Genomic DNA, 14,245 nt, shown 5'->3' with positions numbered 1-14,245 from the left:
CAAGCCCACCCAAAAAACCCACACCGGGAAGCGGCAGGGCGTGAGAGGGCGTCCTGGGCGGGTGGCTGCTGCTGCTTGGACTAAAGTTGAGCATCATGGACAGCCTCTTCAGCCATGCACAGGAACCGGCGGGGACCGGACATGACGGTACCGGCGCCCTCGAGCCCTTGGTGAACTCGGTGGTGGTCCCCGGGGGAGTGGCACATGCTTTCGCGGGCTTTACCGACCACACGCATCTCTGGTGGCCGCTTGAGGACCACGGCGTGTACGGTGCCGGCTCCTACGTGGAGTTTGAGGAGAACCTCATCCTGGAGACAGCCGACGACGGCAGGACCAGCATCTGGGGCACGCTGGATGACTGGCAGCCTCCGTTTTCCTTCCACGCCACCTGGCACCCGGGTTCTACCGCCCTCTATTCCACAGAACTGCTGGTGGTTTTCCACCCGGAGGGCGAAGGCACGGAAGTGCGGATCTTCCACGAGGGCTGGGAAGGTGCGGAAGACCCCGCGGCGGCTCGGGCGCGCTATGCCGCTGCCTGGCCCGCTATCCTCGCCCGGTACGCGCGCTTCATGGGCGCTTAGGGCTGCTGGCTGGCCGGCGGCACGGCCGTACTGCTGCGGATGACGAAGTGCGTAGGGTATTCCTGGTCGCTTCCCGCAGGACCCTCCATCCCGCCGTCGTCCGCCTTCCGGTCGTGTACCGGACCGCCGTTGTCCAGCAGGGCCAGCGCCGTAGCGGCGGCAAGCTTCCCCTGGCCGCGCGGGTCCTGGTCAATGGTGGTCAGGCCGAACGTCTCACCCAGCTCGTGGCCGTCCATACCCACAACGGACAGGTCCTCCGGTACCCGGAGCCCGTAGTCGCGGGCGGCCAGTATCGTGCCGACGGCCATCTCGTCGGAGGCAGCAAAAACCGCGGTGGGGCGCTCCGTGGCGCTTCCAAGCAACTGCCTCGCCGCCGCGTAGGCGCCGTGGATCGTGAAGTCTGCAGGCACCTGCCAGCCACGATGCACGGGCAGGTCAGCCCTCTCCATGGCCTCCAGGAAACCGCGCTCCCGGATCGCGGGAAGCTTGAAGTCGCGGTTCAGCTCCTGGTTTCCCGTCAGGTGCGCAATCCGCGTGTGGCCCAAGCGGATCAGGTGATCGGTCAGCTGGGACGCAAGACCGGCGTCGTCGATCCTGATGGTCGCAGCACCCGGCAGCGTCCCGCCGATTCCCACGATCGGCCGATGCACCGCCAGGAGCTGCTGGATTTCGTCCTCGCCAAGCATCAAGGCAACCGCGATGACGGCGTCGAGCCGTTTGCGCAGCAGGAAGTCGTTCAGGACGCTGTTGCGCCGCTCCGGAAGTTCCCCCACGTTGTAGAGCGTGAGGTCATAGCCGGCATCCAGGAGGGTCTCAGAGACGCCTTCGAGCACTGAGGAGAAATACCAGCGGTGGACATAAGGGACCACCAACCCGATGTTGTGGTTGCGGCCGGAGGCCAGGCTGGCGGCGTGATACGAGGGAACGAATCCCAGTTCGCGCGCAGCCTCCTCGGCCAGCTGCCGGCTTTTTGCGGAAACGTTGGCTTTTCCGCCCAGTGCCCGTGAAACAGTGGCGACGGACAGCCCGGCTTTGTCCGCAACTTCCTTGATCCCCGCCATGTCAGTCTGTGGGCGCCCCGGATTCGAGGCGGATCCAGGCAGTCTCACCTGAAGCCAGGTACCGGGCATCGTCCGGGGAAGCGCTGCGCAGCAGGACCTGGCCCGCAGGGAGATCCAGCGGATCGTGGTTGAGGTTCATGAGGACAAGCGTAGTGCCGTTGACATAGGCCAGCGAGGAACCGGTGCACCAGTTCTCGGCCCAGGCCAGGGAACCTCGTCCCAGGTCCAAGGCCCGGCGCTGGCGCAGGATCTCCCGGTACAGGGAAAGATGCGACGACGGCGACCCCGCCTGCACGTCGCGGGCGAGCTCCGCGAAGGATGCCGGGAACGGCAGCCACGGGCTCTCCCCGGCACCGAACCCGAGGTGGGGCTCCGCCGCCCGCCAGGGGAGTGGGACGCGGCAGCCGTCACGTCCCAGCCGTTCCCCGCCGGTGCGGGCGAAGGTCGGATCCTGGCGCAGTTGCTCCGGGATGTCGGTGCCGTCGGGCAGCCCCAGTTCCTCCCCCTGGTAGAGGTATGCGGCACCGGGAAGTCCCAACATGAAAAGCGATGCGGCAGCCGCACGGTGGCGGCCCAGGGCTGTGTCCGGCTGGGGATCGAAAGGCCCGATGCCGTCGCCGTCGCGGGGCCCCTGCCCGTTGTAGCCAAACCTGCTGGCATGCCGGACGACATCGTGGTTGGAAAGCACCCAGGTGCTTGGTGCTCCCACCGCGTCCAAAGCCACCAGGGAATCCGTCACGACAGTCCGCAGCCGGTGGATGTCCAGTCCCGCATGGAGGTACGGAAAGTTGAAGGCCTGGTGCATCTGGTCAGGACGGACCCAGTTTGCCAGCCGCGGCAGCGGATCGACGTTGGCTTCCGCACACAGGATGCGGTCCGGGCCGTACTCATCAAGGACCTCCCGCCACCTCCGGTAGATGTCGTGCAACGCGGGCTGGCCGAACATCGGCGCCTCGTGGCCGGGGAAGCCATCAGTGCTGGAACCGTCGGCCCGGCCGCCCCAGGCAGGCAGGCCGGGAGCTTTGACCAGGGCATGCGCCACGTCCACCCGGAAGCCGGAAACCCCGCGTTCCAACCAGAAGCGGAGCACGCGTTCAAACTCCGCGTGCACGGCGGGGTTGTCCCAGTTGAAGTCGGGCTGCGAGGAGTCGAAAAGGTGCAGGTACCACTGGTCGGGCTGGCCGTCGGGCCCGGCCACCCGGGTCCAGGCGGGGCCGCCGAAGTGCGACTGCCAGTTATTCGGCGGCTCGTGCCCACCTTCGCCCGCGCCGTCGCGGAAGATGAACATGTCACGCTCCGGGCTTCCAGCCGGCGCGGCCAGGGCAGCCTGGAAGGAGGCGTGCTGGTCCGAGCAATGGTTGGGAACCAGATCGACGATGACCCGCAGACCCAGCCGGTGGGACTCGGCCATCATGACGTCGAAGTCCCCGAGGGTTCCGAAGATCGGGTCGACGTCGCAGTAGTCGCTGACGTCGTACCCCGCGTCGCGCTGGGGGGAGCGGTAGAAGGGCGACAGCCACACGGCGTCGACGCCGAGCTCCGCGAGCTGGGGGAGTTCTTCGGTGATGCCGGCGAGGTCGCCCACCCCGTCGCCGTTGAGGTCGCGGAAGGACCGCGGGTAGACCTGGTAGATCACCGCGGAGCGCCACCAACCGGGCGCAGTGTCGGGAGCGTGGATGGGAGTAAGGGGCCCCGCCACCGGAGAAGTGGCCTCGGTCACAGTATCGACTGACATGTCTGCCAGCATAAGCTCGCGGCACCAAAAATGAAAACGCTTACACCACCGCCATGGCGGCTGGATTTGTGCGCCTGGTTATATCGGCAGGTCAAGTGCTGGAAACGCTTCCAGTGGAAGGCTCGTAACAGGGGACTCCGTCCGTCATAAACTGGGCCAGATCACGACGACGGGTGGAGGCTTTGTGGGAAGCATTAGTGACGAGCTGGGCAGCATCTTGGGGCCCGGCCGGGTGGACACGAGCGAGGCTGCGCTCCGCCGCTACGCGGTGGACCAAGCGCCCGTCATCGATTTCCAGCTGCCGCTTGCCGTCGTTTTTCCCGAATCCGTCGCCGAGGTGCAGGCGGCAGTGAAGGCCTGCGCGGATCTGGGCGTGGCCGTGGTGGCCCGGGGCGCCGGTACCGGAGTGTCAGGCGGCGCCCACGCCACCCGTGACTGCATCATCCTGTCGCTGGAGCGGATGGACCGCATCCTGGCCCTGAACCCCGACGATGAAACCGCGGTAGTGGAGCCCGGCGTGGTCAACGCTGTGCTCAACGAGGCCGCCGCACAGCATGGCTTGATGTATGCCCCCGATCCCGCCAGCTTCCGCAGCTCCACCATTGGCGGCAACGTTGCCACCAACGCCGGTGGCCTGCGGTGCGCCAAGTACGGCGTCACCCGGGATTCTGTCCTGGCGCTGGATGTCGTGCTGGCTGACGGCTCCCTGATCCATACCGGGCACCAGACCTTCAAGGGAGTCGCCGGCTACGATCTCACGGGGCTCTTCGTGGGCTCGGAAGGGACCTTGGGCATCGTCGTCGGAATCACCGTGCGGCTGAAGTACCTGCCCCGCGAAGTCCACACCATCGCCGCGTTCTACCCTGACTTCCGGCTCGCAGCTGCCGGGGTCCTGGCGGTGGGCAAGGCACGCGTCCAGCCAGCCATCATGGAGCTGCTTGACGGCGGCACGCTGGTCCAGCTGGACGGGATCCACGGCTCGGACCTGAGTGCCCGGGGCACCGCCCTGCTCCTTGTCCAGACCGACGGGTTCGGTGCCGCGGCGGAAGCGGACGTGGTGCGCGAGGTTCTGCGGGCCGGCGGAGCAACCGTCACCAGTGAGGCCAACGCAGAGGCGGAGCGGCTGGTGGAACTGCGCCGGCACAGCCGGGGCGTCGAGGTGGACGACGAGTACCGCGTGGGGGAGGACGTCGCGGTGCCTCGCTCACGCCTGGTGGACTACGTCGCTGCCCTCGAAGCAATGGCCGCGGCGCAGCAGGTGCACCTGAAGGTGGTGGCGCACGCAGGGGACGGCAACCTGCACCCCACCTTCTGGATCGACCGGCAGGGGCCGGACGTCGATGGCGCCGCGATGGACCGGCTGCAGGCCGCGCTCGACGAATCCATCACGGCCGCGCTGGAGATGGGCGGCACGATCACGGGTGAGCACGGTGTGGGGCAATACAAGCTGCGGTGGCTGGGCCAGGAGCAGCCCGAACCGGTCCGCCAGCTGCAGCGCAGGATCAAGGACCTGTTTGATCCCGCCGGGATCCTCAACCCTGGAAAGGCGATCTAAGGGTCAGTCGTCGGCGTCCGGATACTCTTCCTCGGATTCATCAGCGCCGTAGCGGGATTCCTCGTTCTCCACCTCGAGGATCTTCAGCAGCTCCGTATCCGGGTTCAGCATGATGGCGGCCTCGTCCCGGCGGTGCCGCAGGATCGAGTCGATATAGGACTGCACGGCCTCAGCCAGTGGAATGTGCCGCTCCTGCTTCTCCGACATGTACCAGCGGTGCTCCAGGACCTCATGGACCACCTCGGCGTGCTCCAGCTTGCCGGAGAGGTCCCTGGGGATGGAGCGGACAATGGGCTCAAAGATCTGGCTTACCCAGAGGTGCGCACTGTACTCCTCGTCCATCTCCGGGTTGTTGTCCGCCCGGAACGAGTCCATGTCGTTCAGGAGCCGGCGGGCCTGGTTCTCCTGGGCGTCCAGGCCCGTGAGCCGCAGCAGCCGCCGCTGGTGGTGCCCGGCGTCCACCACTTTGGGCTGCAGCTGGATGGTGGCGCCATTCTGGGTGGTCTTGATGGCGTATTCCTCGACGTCGAAGCCGAGCTCGTTCAGGCGGCGGATCCGTGCCCCCACACGCCAGCGTTCGCCGAGCTCGAAGGACTCCTTCTCCGTCAGTTCCGCCCATAAGCGCCGGTAGCTGTCCATGATGAGCTCGCTGGTGGCCACGGGATCCACCTTTTCCTCAATCAGCCCGCCGTCCAGGAGGTCCATGAGCTCGCCGGCTATGTTGACGCGGGCGATTTCCAGGTCGTACTCGCGCTGGCCGGTGGAGAGGTCCGGGTACAGCTCACCGGTTTCAGCGTCCACCAGGTAGGCGGCGAAAGCCCCGGCGTCCCGCCGGAACAGGGTATTGGACAGCGACACGTCGCCCCAGTAGAAGCCGATCAGGTGCAGCCGAACCATGAGGAGGGCCTGCGCGTCAATGAGGCGGGTGAGGGTGTCCTTGCGCAGCATCTGGGAGAAGAGGGCGCGGTAGGGCATGGAGAATTTCAGGTGCCGGGTCACCAGGACGGGGTTGAGCGGGCGCCCGTCCGGGGTGGTACGCCCGGTGATGACCGCAACGGGCTCCACGCAGGGGACATCCAGCCGCGCAAGCTTGCGGAGCATGTGGTATTCGTGCCGTGCCACGTGCTCGGAGGTTTCCTTGATGGCAATGACCGAGCCACCCAGGTGGGCAAAGCGGACGATGTGGCGGGAGATGCCGCGGGGCAGCGCTGCGAGGTACTGCGCCGGCCAGTCCTCCAGGGCGATGTGCCAGGGCAGGTCCAGCAGTTCGGGATCCGCCGCAGCAGCTGTGATGTTCAGGGACGAGGAAACCGCGGCCTTGTTGTCGTCGGCGCTGGCAGCGACGAACCGCGGCAGTTTGCCGATCTGCTCGTAGTCGGTGGGCTCATCGTGCCACTGGGCGCTGTATTCCTCGGTCATGGCTCAATTCTTCCGTACTCGGGGCGGGGCGGCTAAATCTCGGGCAGGCATGGTTAACGGCCGACGGCGGCCCACCGGTAAGGAGGGCCGCCGTCGGTTGCGTAGGCGTCGGTTGGCGATCAGTCGCCCAGGCGCAGTCCGGTCTTGGTGTCGAACAGGTGCACGTGGCCCGACTGCGGACGGACGTAGATGGCTTCGCCCTTCATCGGGGGGCGGCGGCCGTCGACGCGTGCCACGATGTCGTGGTCCTTGCCGTCGAGCGTGGTGTGGCCGTAAACGTAGGCGTCCGCGCCGAGCTCTTCGACGACGTCGACCTCAACCTTCAGGCCTTCACCGTGCGGAGCGGTTTCGAGGTCTTCGGGGCGGGTGCCGAGCGTGACGGTGGAGCCGTGGGCCTCTTCGAGGACGTCCCGCGGCACGGGGTAGACGGTGCCGCCGAACTGGACGCCGCCGTCGACCACGGGCAGTTCCAGCAGGTTCATGGCCGGCGAGCCGATGAAGCCTGCGACGAAAACGTTCTTCGGGCGGTCGTACAGGTTGCGCGGGGTGTCGACCTGCTGCAGGAGGCCGTCCTTCAGCACGGCGACGCGGTCACCCATGGTCATGGCCTCAACCTGGTCGTGCGTCACGTAAACGGTGGTGACGCCCAGGCGGCGGGTCAGGGATGCGATCTGGGTGCGGGTCTGGACGCGGAGCTTGGCGTCCAGGTTGGACAGCGGCTCATCCATGAGGAAGACCTGCGGGTTACGGACGATGGCGCGCCCCATGGCGACACGCTGGCGCTGGCCGCCGGAGAGTGCCTTCGGCTTGCGGTCCAGGTACTGCTCCAGGTCAAGGAGCTTGGCGGCTTCACGGACGCGCTCGGCGCGTTCTTCCTTGGAAACGCCGGCGATCTTCAGGGCGAAGCCCATGTTGTCGGCCACAGTCATGTGCGGGTACAGCGCGTAGTTCTGGAAGACCATAGCAATGTCGCGGTCCTTCGGCGGAACGTCAGTGACGTCCCGGTCGCCGATCAGGATGCGGCCCGCGTTGACGTCCTCAAGGCCTGCGAGCATGCGCAGGGAGGTGGACTTGCCGCAACCGGAGGGTCCCACGAGGACCAGGAATTCGCCATCGGCGATGTCGATGTTGAGCTTATCGACGGCGGGCTTATCTGTGCCCGGGTACAGACGCGTAGCGTTGTCAAAAGTAACTGTAGCCACAGTTATCAATCCCTTCACCGGCAGGTACGTGCCGGACGATCCGTTGTGAATGGTTCATGTTTATTCAGTTGGGGTAAAGCAAGTGCTCCGCGGCTTGACCGCGGGGCACCGAGTGACGCCGCACGCTTGTTGTGCGCCACATCACACAAGAGAGTATGTCAGACGAATCTCCTTTCGGCGTAAATGTTACGAACGTCACACGTGAGCTGCGCTGATTACTGGCCGGAGGCGGTCTGGGAGTCCTCTTCGGCGACGGCGATGCTCCGCTCCTGCAGCAGGGCCTCGAGCAGTTCCGCTACGTGCACGGGAGCTTCCACCCGGTACTGCGCCTGGGTGAAGTCCAGGCCCACCTTGACGCCGACGTCACCGGGCTCCAGCCGGGCGAAGGCGTCTTCGTCAGTGGTGTCGTCACCGGCGAACAGGACGGCAGTGGCTCCGCTGATCTGGCGGAGGAAGGTGACGCCTTCCCCCTTGGACGCGTGGACCACGGACGTCTCAAGGACGCGCTTGCCGTCCTTGAGGTAAACGCCCTTGCGGTCCTGGAGGACCGCGCGGGCAGCCGCGACGGCATCTTCGGCAACGTCGTCGTCCGCAAGCCGGGTGTGCAGGACAACCCCGGCGGGTTTGTCTTCAAGCGAGGTTCCGGGCGCCTCCGCCACGATGTCCGCCAGCACGGCCCGCACCTCCGCGAGCAGCAGCTTCTGGTCCTCTTCGAGGGCCAGCTCCGTGGATCCCGGACCCAGCCACGCTTCTGCCCCGTGGCTGCCGATCAGCAGGGTGTCCACCGGCGGTGAAGCCACCGCCCGCAGGCTGGCGAGGGCGCGGCCCGAGATGAGTGCCGTCGTCGTGCATGGAAGCACGGCAAGCCCGGCAAATGCCGTAGCCGAGCGGGGCAGCGGCCGTGCGTCCTCGGCGCGGCCCACGATGGGGGCCATGGTGCCGTCGAAGTCCATGGCCACCAGCAGGTGCTCCGTTCCGGCGATCCGGCGCACCGCTTCCCTCAGCTCGGGGGACAGTGCGAGAGACGTTTTGGCATGGCGGCCCTCACGAGTCATCGCGGACCACCTTTTCGTTCAGCGCCCGAAGGAAATCTGCGGACCAATGGTCCACGTCGTGGTCAAGGATCTGTTTGCGCATGGCCCTCATGCGGCGCGACGCTTCGCGGGGCGTCAACTCGACGGCGTTCATGATGGTGTTCTTGAGTCCGGCGATGTCGTGCGGGTTGACCAGCAGGGCTTGCTTGAGCTGGTCAGCGGCCCCGGCGAATTCGCTGAGGACCAGGGCGCCGTCATTGTTGTTGCGGGCGGTCACGTACTCCTTGGCCACAAGGTTCATCCCGTCCCGCAGCGCGGTAACCAGCATGACGTCGGCAGCCAGGTACAGCGCCACCATCTCCTCCACCGGGTAGCTGTGGTGCAGGTAGCGGACGGCGGTGTTTTCGAGCGTGTCGTAGGTGCCGTTGATGTGGCCCACGGTGCCCTCCACCTCCTCGCGCAGGAGCCGGTACTGTTCCACCCGCTCCCGGCTGGGGGAGGCCACCTGGATCAGTGTCGCGTCGCCGACCGTCAGCCGGCCGTCCGCCAGGAGCTCTTCAAAGGCCTTCAGCCGGTGGCGGATGCCTTTGGTGTAATCCAGCCGGTCGACGCCCAGCAGGATGGTCTTGGGGTTGCCCAGGTCCTGCCGGATCTGGCGGGCGCGTTCGATGATTTCCGGTTTCGCCGCCAGTTCGGTGATCTGCTTGACGTCGATCGAGATGGGGAAGGCCTGGGCGCGGGCGATGTGGGTGATTTCGCCGTCGTGGCCTTTGACGTGCACCTGCTGCTGCTTGACGCTGGCGCCAAGGAACCGGCGCGCGGACCGCATGAAGTTCCCTGCGTCGCTGACGCGTTGGAAGCCCACCAGGTCGGCGCCGAGGAGGCCGTCGATGATGGCATGGCGCCAGGGGAGCTGGGCGAAGATTTCCGGCGGCGGGAACGGGATGTGGTTGAAGAAGCCGATCCGAAGGTCCGGCCGTGCCTCGCGCAGCATCCGCGGCACCAGCTGCAGCTGGTAGTCCTGGACCCAGACGGTTGCTCCCTGGTCCGCATGGCGGACGACGGCGTCGGCGAACCTGCGGTTGACCCTGCGGTAGGCGTCCCACCACGTCCGGTGGAATTCCGGCGGCGCGATGACGTCGTGGTAGAGCGGCCAGAGAGTTGCGTTGGAAAAGCCCTCGTAATACAGCTCCACGTCATCGGTGCTGAGGTGGACCGGAACAAGGTCCATGCCGCCGTGGCTGAAGGGCTTCACGGTTTCATCCGGCGCCCCGTGCCAGCCAACCCAGGCGCCGTCCGTCTTGGTCATCATCGGCGCCAGTGCCGTCACGAGGCCGCCGGGGGAGCGGCGCCAGCCGGACCCGTCGTCGCCGTTCTCGCCCGGTGCCACGCGGTCCACGGGCAGCCTGTTCGAGACCACCATGAAGTCGTATTTGGTGTGGCCGGCATGGCCGGAACTCGTGCCGCCGGCCGTTGCCGTGCCGGCGGGTTTTTCGTGGACGGGTGTTTGCATTGCGGCCCCCTGGGGTTGCTTGTGCCTCTAAGCCACCCTAGCCGGACGGAATCATCGGGGCTATTCGCCCGTTGGTCAACCCGGAGGAATGGTTGAAAGCGCAAGCGCCCAGCTTTCTCCCCTAAAATGTGGGAGTGCCACGAAGTGGTCCCCGAACGTCGACCGACCCAAGGAACTCATGAGCCCCGCAAACGAAGTACGTAAGTCCAAGGCTGAGCGAACCGCGGATGCGCGCGAAAAGGCGCGCCTGATCCGGGAAGAACAGGTCAAAAAGGACAAGCGCAACAAGCTGCTGATTGGGTGGGGCATCGTGGCGGCGGTCGTGGCCATCCTCGTGGTGGTGGCGCTGGTGGTCACCAGCAGCCTCAAGCAGAACGCACCCATCGCAGACCAGGGCCCCACTCCGGCCAACGCCAACGTCCACGGCGGTGTGACCCTGCTTGCCAACACGGATGTGGCCAAGTTGGAGCCGGCCTCGGTGGACGCCGCCTCCCTGGGTGAGGCGCCGAAGACGCCGCCGGCCGAGGTGGTGGCGCCGGGCGCCGAGGCGGAGGCCGGCAAGCCGGTCAAGGTGGTGCTGTATATCGACTTCATTTGCCCCGTCTGCAAGAACTTCGAAGCCCAGTACAACGAACAGCTCACCAATCTGCGCAACGAGGGCAAGATCACTGTGGAGTACCGCGCCCTGGGCTTCCTGGACAGCCGGTCCACCACCAACTACTCATCCCGCGCAGCCAACGCGGCCGCGTGCGTGGTCAACGAGTCCCCGGAAAAGTACTCCGATTTCGTGGACGAACTGTTCGCCAAGCAGCCGGCTGAGGGCGGCGCCGGCCTTTCCGACAACGACCTGAAGAAGATGGCCTCGGACATGGGCGTCAACATCGACTCCTGCGTGGACGACAAGACGTACCGCCCCTTCGTGAAGTTCACGACGAAGGAAGCTGCCGCGATCGGTGTCACCGGCACGCCCACCGTCTTCGTCGACGGCAAGCAGTGGGGCAAGGGGGACAGTGCACAGACGCCATTCCCGGAATTCCTGCAGAACGCCATCACCGCCAAGGGCTGATTTCGGGTTTCCCCGGCAAAAGGGCCCGTTCCGGAACCTTCTGGAGCGGGCCCTTTGCGCCACTATGGCGCCGCCGCTGCAGCGTTTTTACCCATGACCTGAGTTGGGCTAACCTTATCTAGCGCCTTCCCGGCGCCCGCCCGCGAGGGCACGCCTCCTTAGCTCAGTTGGCCAGAGCACCGCTCTTGTAAAGCGGGGGTCGTCGGTTCGAATCCGACAGGGGGCTCCGACACTAAGCCCCGGCCGGGCGTTCCGCAGGAACTGCCAGGCCGGGGCTTTTGTGTTCCCCCCGCCAGCTTGGCTGCAGGGTGAACGTGCAGCCCCGCAGGTCTAAGCTGGTTGCATCCGAATGATCAGCGTGCTGACTAGAGGAGGCTGGGTGCCATGCCCAAGACCGGCAAGAACGACCATGCCCGCAAGGAAGAACTGCCCTCGACCCTGCAGCGCTCAGACCAGAAGGCGCAGGACACGTTCGCCAAGACATACGACTCGGCCATGGAGTCCTACGACCACGACGAACAGCGGGCCGCCCGGGCCGCTTACGCCTCGTTGAAACACAGCTACGAAAAGGTGGGCGACCACTGGGAGGCTAAGGAAAAGCGCGGTCCCTCCGACAAGCGGGCCGAGCAGGGGATCCGGTCCTCCGCCCCCACAGCCGGCGGCGTGGACGCCAATGCCTCCAAGGAGCACCTCTACAAGCTGGCCCGTGAACTGGACGTCAAGGGCCGTTCGAAGATGGACAAGGACGAGCTGGTCAAGGCGCTGCAGAAGGCCAACGAGGCGGCCACCCGCAAAGCCCGCAGCAAATAGCCCCCGCTCTTGCCGTCCTGACCGCCAGGGTGTCGAATCAGAGGACACGTTCGGTCCGTACGGCAACGATGCCAGGAGGTTCCCATGTCGGTGAAAAGCGCCAAGGAGTCAGCGCGGGCGGCAGGCGGCCGGAACGGGCCGGAGTCCCGCCGCGCCGACCAGTCCGCAGGCATTGCGGCGGAGGATCCGGCCCGCATCCGCAACGTTGCCCTGGTGGGACACTCCGGCGCCGGCAAGACGATGCTGATCGAGGCCCTGCTTGCGGCCAACGGCGTGCTGACCCGCAAGGGGTCCATCGCTGACGGGACGACGGTGAGCGACTCGGATCCGGCCGCCGTGCACCAGCAACGCTCCGTCACCTTGTCCCTGGTGCCGCTGCTGGTGGACGACATCAAGGTCAACCTCCTGGACACACCCGGCTACCCGGACTTCATCGGCGAACTCCGCGCAGGGCTGCGTGCCTCGGACGCGGCCCTCTTCGTTGTCTCGGCCGTCGACGGCATCGACGCCACCACCACCGCGCTGTGGGGCGAGTGCGAGCACATGAGGCTACCGCGCGCCGTCGTGATCACGCGGATGGACCACCCGCGGGCAGATTACGACGGCGCCCTTGCCGCCTGCCAGCGGGCGTTCGGCGACGGCGTGCTGCCGCTGTGTGTTCCGGTGCGGACAGGCGGGGAAGCCACCGGACTGCATGCCCTGCTCTCCGGGGAGGTGACCGACTACGCCCAGGGGGACGCGACTCCCGGCATCAGGCCGGCAGATTCCGCCGAACTGGCGGACGCCGCAACCTCCCGGGGCGCGCTCATCGAAGGGATCATCGCCGAAAGCGAAGACGAAACGTTGATGGACCGCTACCTGGAAGGCGAGGACCTCGACACCGGCGCCCTGGGCACAGACTTGGAGACCGCCGTCGCCCGCGGTTCCTTCTTCCCCGTGCTGCCGACCTCTGCGGTGACGGGCCTGGGCACGGCCGAACTGCTGGACCTGCTGGTGCGGGCGTTCCCGGCCCCCGGGGAGCGCAACCTGCCGGACACCACCGACCTTTCCGGTGCCCCTGCAGGAGCCTTGGCCGGCGACCCGGCAGGCCCGCTCGCAGCTGAAGTGGTGCGAACCTCCAACGATCCCTTCCTGGGCCGCATCTGCCTGGTGCGTGTCTTCTCCGGAACCCTCCGCGAGGATACGCCGGTCCATGTGGGTGGCCATGGACTTGCCGACCGCGGCCACCAGGACCACGACACCGATGAGCGGGTGACCCACATCTATTCCCCGTTGGGCGCCACCCTGCGCCCGGTGCCCTACTGCGTAGCGGGAGACATGTGCGCGCTCGCGAAGCTCGGCAGCGCCGAAACCGGGGACACCATCTCGGACCGGGACCGGCCGCTGCTGCTGGCCACGTGGGAGATGCCCGAGCCGCTGCTGCCGGTTGCCGTCGAGGCGGACTCACGCAGCGACGAGGACGCCCTGGCCCGCAGCTTGGGCAGGATCGCGGCCGGTGACCCCACGCTGCGCGTGGAACGGAACGCCGAAACCCACCAGCTGGTGCTGTGGTGCATGGGAGAAGCGCATGCGGAAGTCGTGCTGGACCGGCTGCGCGAACAGGGCGTGAAGCTGCACACGGTGGAGGTGGTGACGCCGCTGCGGGAAACCTTCGCCGCCCCCGCCACCGGCCACGGCCGCCACATCAAACAGTCCGGGGGTCACGGACAGTACGCCGTCTGCGACATCGAGGTGGAGCCACTGGAACGCGGAGGCGGCTTCGAGTTCGTCGACAAGACCGTGGGCGGCGTCATCCCGGGTACCTACATCCCATCCATCGAGAAGGGCGTCCGGGCGCAGATGGACAAGGGGGTCGCCGCGGGCTTTCCCGTGGTTGACCTGCGGGTGACAGTGGTGGGCGGGAAAGCCCACAGCGTGGATTCCTCCGACGCCGCGTTCCAGGCGGCCGGTGCGCTGGCCCTGCGGGAGGCTGCGGCCGCCGGCCGGATCCAGCTCCTGGAACCGGTATCCACGGTCAGCATCACCGTCGCCGATGAACACGTGGGGTCCGTGATGAGCGACCTGTCCGGCCGCCGCGGACGCCTCACCGGCACCACGTCCTCAGGCGAAGGCCTCACCGAAATCAGCGCGGAGGTCCCGGACCAGGAGCTCCTGCGGTACCCCGTGGAGCTGCGTGCGATCACCGCCGGAACGGGCAGGTTCCGCCGGCGGTACCTGCGCCACGACCCGGTCCCGCCGAACTTCAGCCCGTCCTGACCCCGCGACGGAA

The 14,245-nt window shown here is 66.8% G+C and carries 11 protein-coding genes and 1 tRNA gene; 6 read left to right on the top strand and 6 right to left on the bottom strand.

The features are described from left to right. Positions 1–95 precede the first annotated feature (95 nt). Entirely contained in the window at positions 96–581 is a 486-nt protein-coding gene (locus AC3IMC_RS19865; protein WP_490920610.1) for an SRPBCC family protein, read from the top strand. Here the strand turns inward: AC3IMC_RS19865 and AC3IMC_RS19860 are convergent. Next, positions 578–1,642 (bottom strand): LacI family DNA-binding transcriptional regulator, encoded by a 1,065-nt coding sequence (locus AC3IMC_RS19860; RefSeq protein WP_490920608.1) that lies wholly within the window; start codon positions 1,640–1,642, stop codon positions 578–580. The two genes, AC3IMC_RS19865 and AC3IMC_RS19860, sit on opposite strands and share 4 nt — an antisense overlap. Before the next feature lies 1 nt (position 1,643). Next, a complete protein-coding gene (locus AC3IMC_RS19855) occupies positions 1,644–3,377 on the bottom strand; it encodes a glycoside hydrolase family 13 protein (protein WP_490920606.1) in 1,734 nt (577 codons plus the stop codon). Between the two features lie 184 nt (positions 3,378–3,561). On the opposite strand from AC3IMC_RS19855, the gene AC3IMC_RS19850 reads away from it, so the two are divergent. Next, positions 3,562–4,932, top strand: a complete 1,371-nt coding sequence (locus AC3IMC_RS19850) for an FAD-binding oxidoreductase (protein WP_490920604.1) — start codon at positions 3,562–3,564, stop codon at positions 4,930–4,932. A 3-nt stretch (positions 4,933–4,935) separates the two neighbouring features. Here the strand turns inward: AC3IMC_RS19850 and AC3IMC_RS19845 are convergent, their stop codons facing one another. The 4 genes from AC3IMC_RS19845 to AC3IMC_RS19830 form a co-directional block, all read right to left on the bottom strand. Then, positions 4,936–6,351: a DUF4032 domain-containing protein gene (locus AC3IMC_RS19845; protein ID WP_490920602.1), complete on the bottom strand. Its 1,416-nt coding sequence runs from the start codon at positions 6,349–6,351 to the stop codon at positions 4,936–4,938. 119 nt (positions 6,352–6,470) lie between these two features. Further along, positions 6,471–7,553, bottom strand: coding sequence for an ABC transporter ATP-binding protein (locus AC3IMC_RS19840; RefSeq protein WP_221387180.1), 1,083 nt, complete (start codon positions 7,551–7,553; stop codon positions 6,471–6,473). A gap of 215 nt (positions 7,554–7,768) precedes the next feature. After that, positions 7,769–8,608: a trehalose-phosphatase gene (gene otsB / locus AC3IMC_RS19835; protein WP_490920600.1), complete on the bottom strand. Its 840-nt coding sequence runs from the start codon at positions 8,606–8,608 to the stop codon at positions 7,769–7,771. Next, positions 8,598–10,100, bottom strand: coding sequence for an alpha,alpha-trehalose-phosphate synthase (UDP-forming) (locus AC3IMC_RS19830; RefSeq protein WP_490920598.1), 1,503 nt, complete (start codon positions 10,098–10,100; stop codon positions 8,598–8,600). Before AC3IMC_RS19830 ends, otsB begins: the two co-directional genes overlap by 11 nt. Positions 10,101–10,278: 178 nt before the next feature. On the opposite strand from AC3IMC_RS19830, the gene AC3IMC_RS19825 reads away from it, so the two are divergent. From AC3IMC_RS19825 to AC3IMC_RS19810, 4 genes are all read left to right on the top strand, one after another. After that, positions 10,279–11,166: a DsbA family protein gene (locus AC3IMC_RS19825; RefSeq protein WP_490920595.1), complete on the top strand. Its 888-nt coding sequence runs from the start codon at positions 10,279–10,281 to the stop codon at positions 11,164–11,166. Positions 11,167–11,318: 152 nt separating this feature from the next. After that, positions 11,319–11,392, top strand: a tRNA-Thr gene (locus AC3IMC_RS19820). 158 nt (positions 11,393–11,550) lie between these two features. After that, complete coding sequence (locus AC3IMC_RS19815) at positions 11,551–11,976, top strand: ChaB family protein (RefSeq protein WP_490920593.1); 426 nt, start codon at positions 11,551–11,553, stop codon at positions 11,974–11,976. Positions 11,977–12,060: 84 nt separating this feature from the next. Continuing rightward, positions 12,061–14,232 carry an elongation factor G-like protein EF-G2 gene (locus AC3IMC_RS19810; RefSeq protein ID WP_490920591.1) on the top strand — a complete coding sequence of 724 codons (2,172 nt, stop codon included), beginning with the start codon at positions 12,061–12,063 and terminating at the stop codon, positions 14,230–14,232. Positions 14,233–14,245 lie beyond the last annotated feature (13 nt).

The sequence above is a fragment of the Arthrobacter sp. E70 genome (assembly GCF_058266945.1).
The sequence above is the reverse complement of the archived record's forward strand: the minus strand, read 5'-3'. Positions and strand labels throughout refer to the sequence as shown.

What these genes read in the sequence shown, in the direction of transcription:
- AC3IMC_RS19865 (WP_490920610.1), top strand. Translation starts at nt 96, where the DNA reads ATGGACAGCCTCTTCAGCCATGCACAGGAACCGGCGGGGACCGGACAT.
- AC3IMC_RS19860 (WP_490920608.1), bottom strand. Translation starts at nt 1,642, where the DNA reads ATGGCGGGGATCAAGGAAGTTGCGGACAAAGCCGGGCTGTCCGTCGCC.
- AC3IMC_RS19855 (WP_490920606.1), bottom strand. Translation starts at nt 3,377, where the DNA reads ATGTCAGTCGATACTGTGACCGAGGCCACTTCTCCGGTGGCGGGGCCC.
- AC3IMC_RS19845 (WP_490920602.1), bottom strand. Translation starts at nt 6,351, where the DNA reads ATGACCGAGGAATACAGCGCCCAGTGGCACGATGAGCCCACCGACTAC.
- otsB (WP_490920600.1), bottom strand. Translation starts at nt 8,608, where the DNA reads ATGACTCGTGAGGGCCGCCATGCCAAAACGTCTCTCGCACTGTCCCCC.
- AC3IMC_RS19830 (WP_490920598.1), bottom strand. Translation starts at nt 10,100, where the DNA reads ATGCAAACACCCGTCCACGAAAAACCCGCCGGCACGGCAACGGCCGGC.
- AC3IMC_RS19825 (WP_490920595.1), top strand. Translation starts at nt 10,279, where the DNA reads ATGAGCCCCGCAAACGAAGTACGTAAGTCCAAGGCTGAGCGAACCGCG.
- AC3IMC_RS19815 (WP_490920593.1), top strand. Translation starts at nt 11,551, where the DNA reads ATGCCCAAGACCGGCAAGAACGACCATGCCCGCAAGGAAGAACTGCCC.
- AC3IMC_RS19810 (WP_490920591.1), top strand. Translation starts at nt 12,061, where the DNA reads ATGTCGGTGAAAAGCGCCAAGGAGTCAGCGCGGGCGGCAGGCGGCCGG.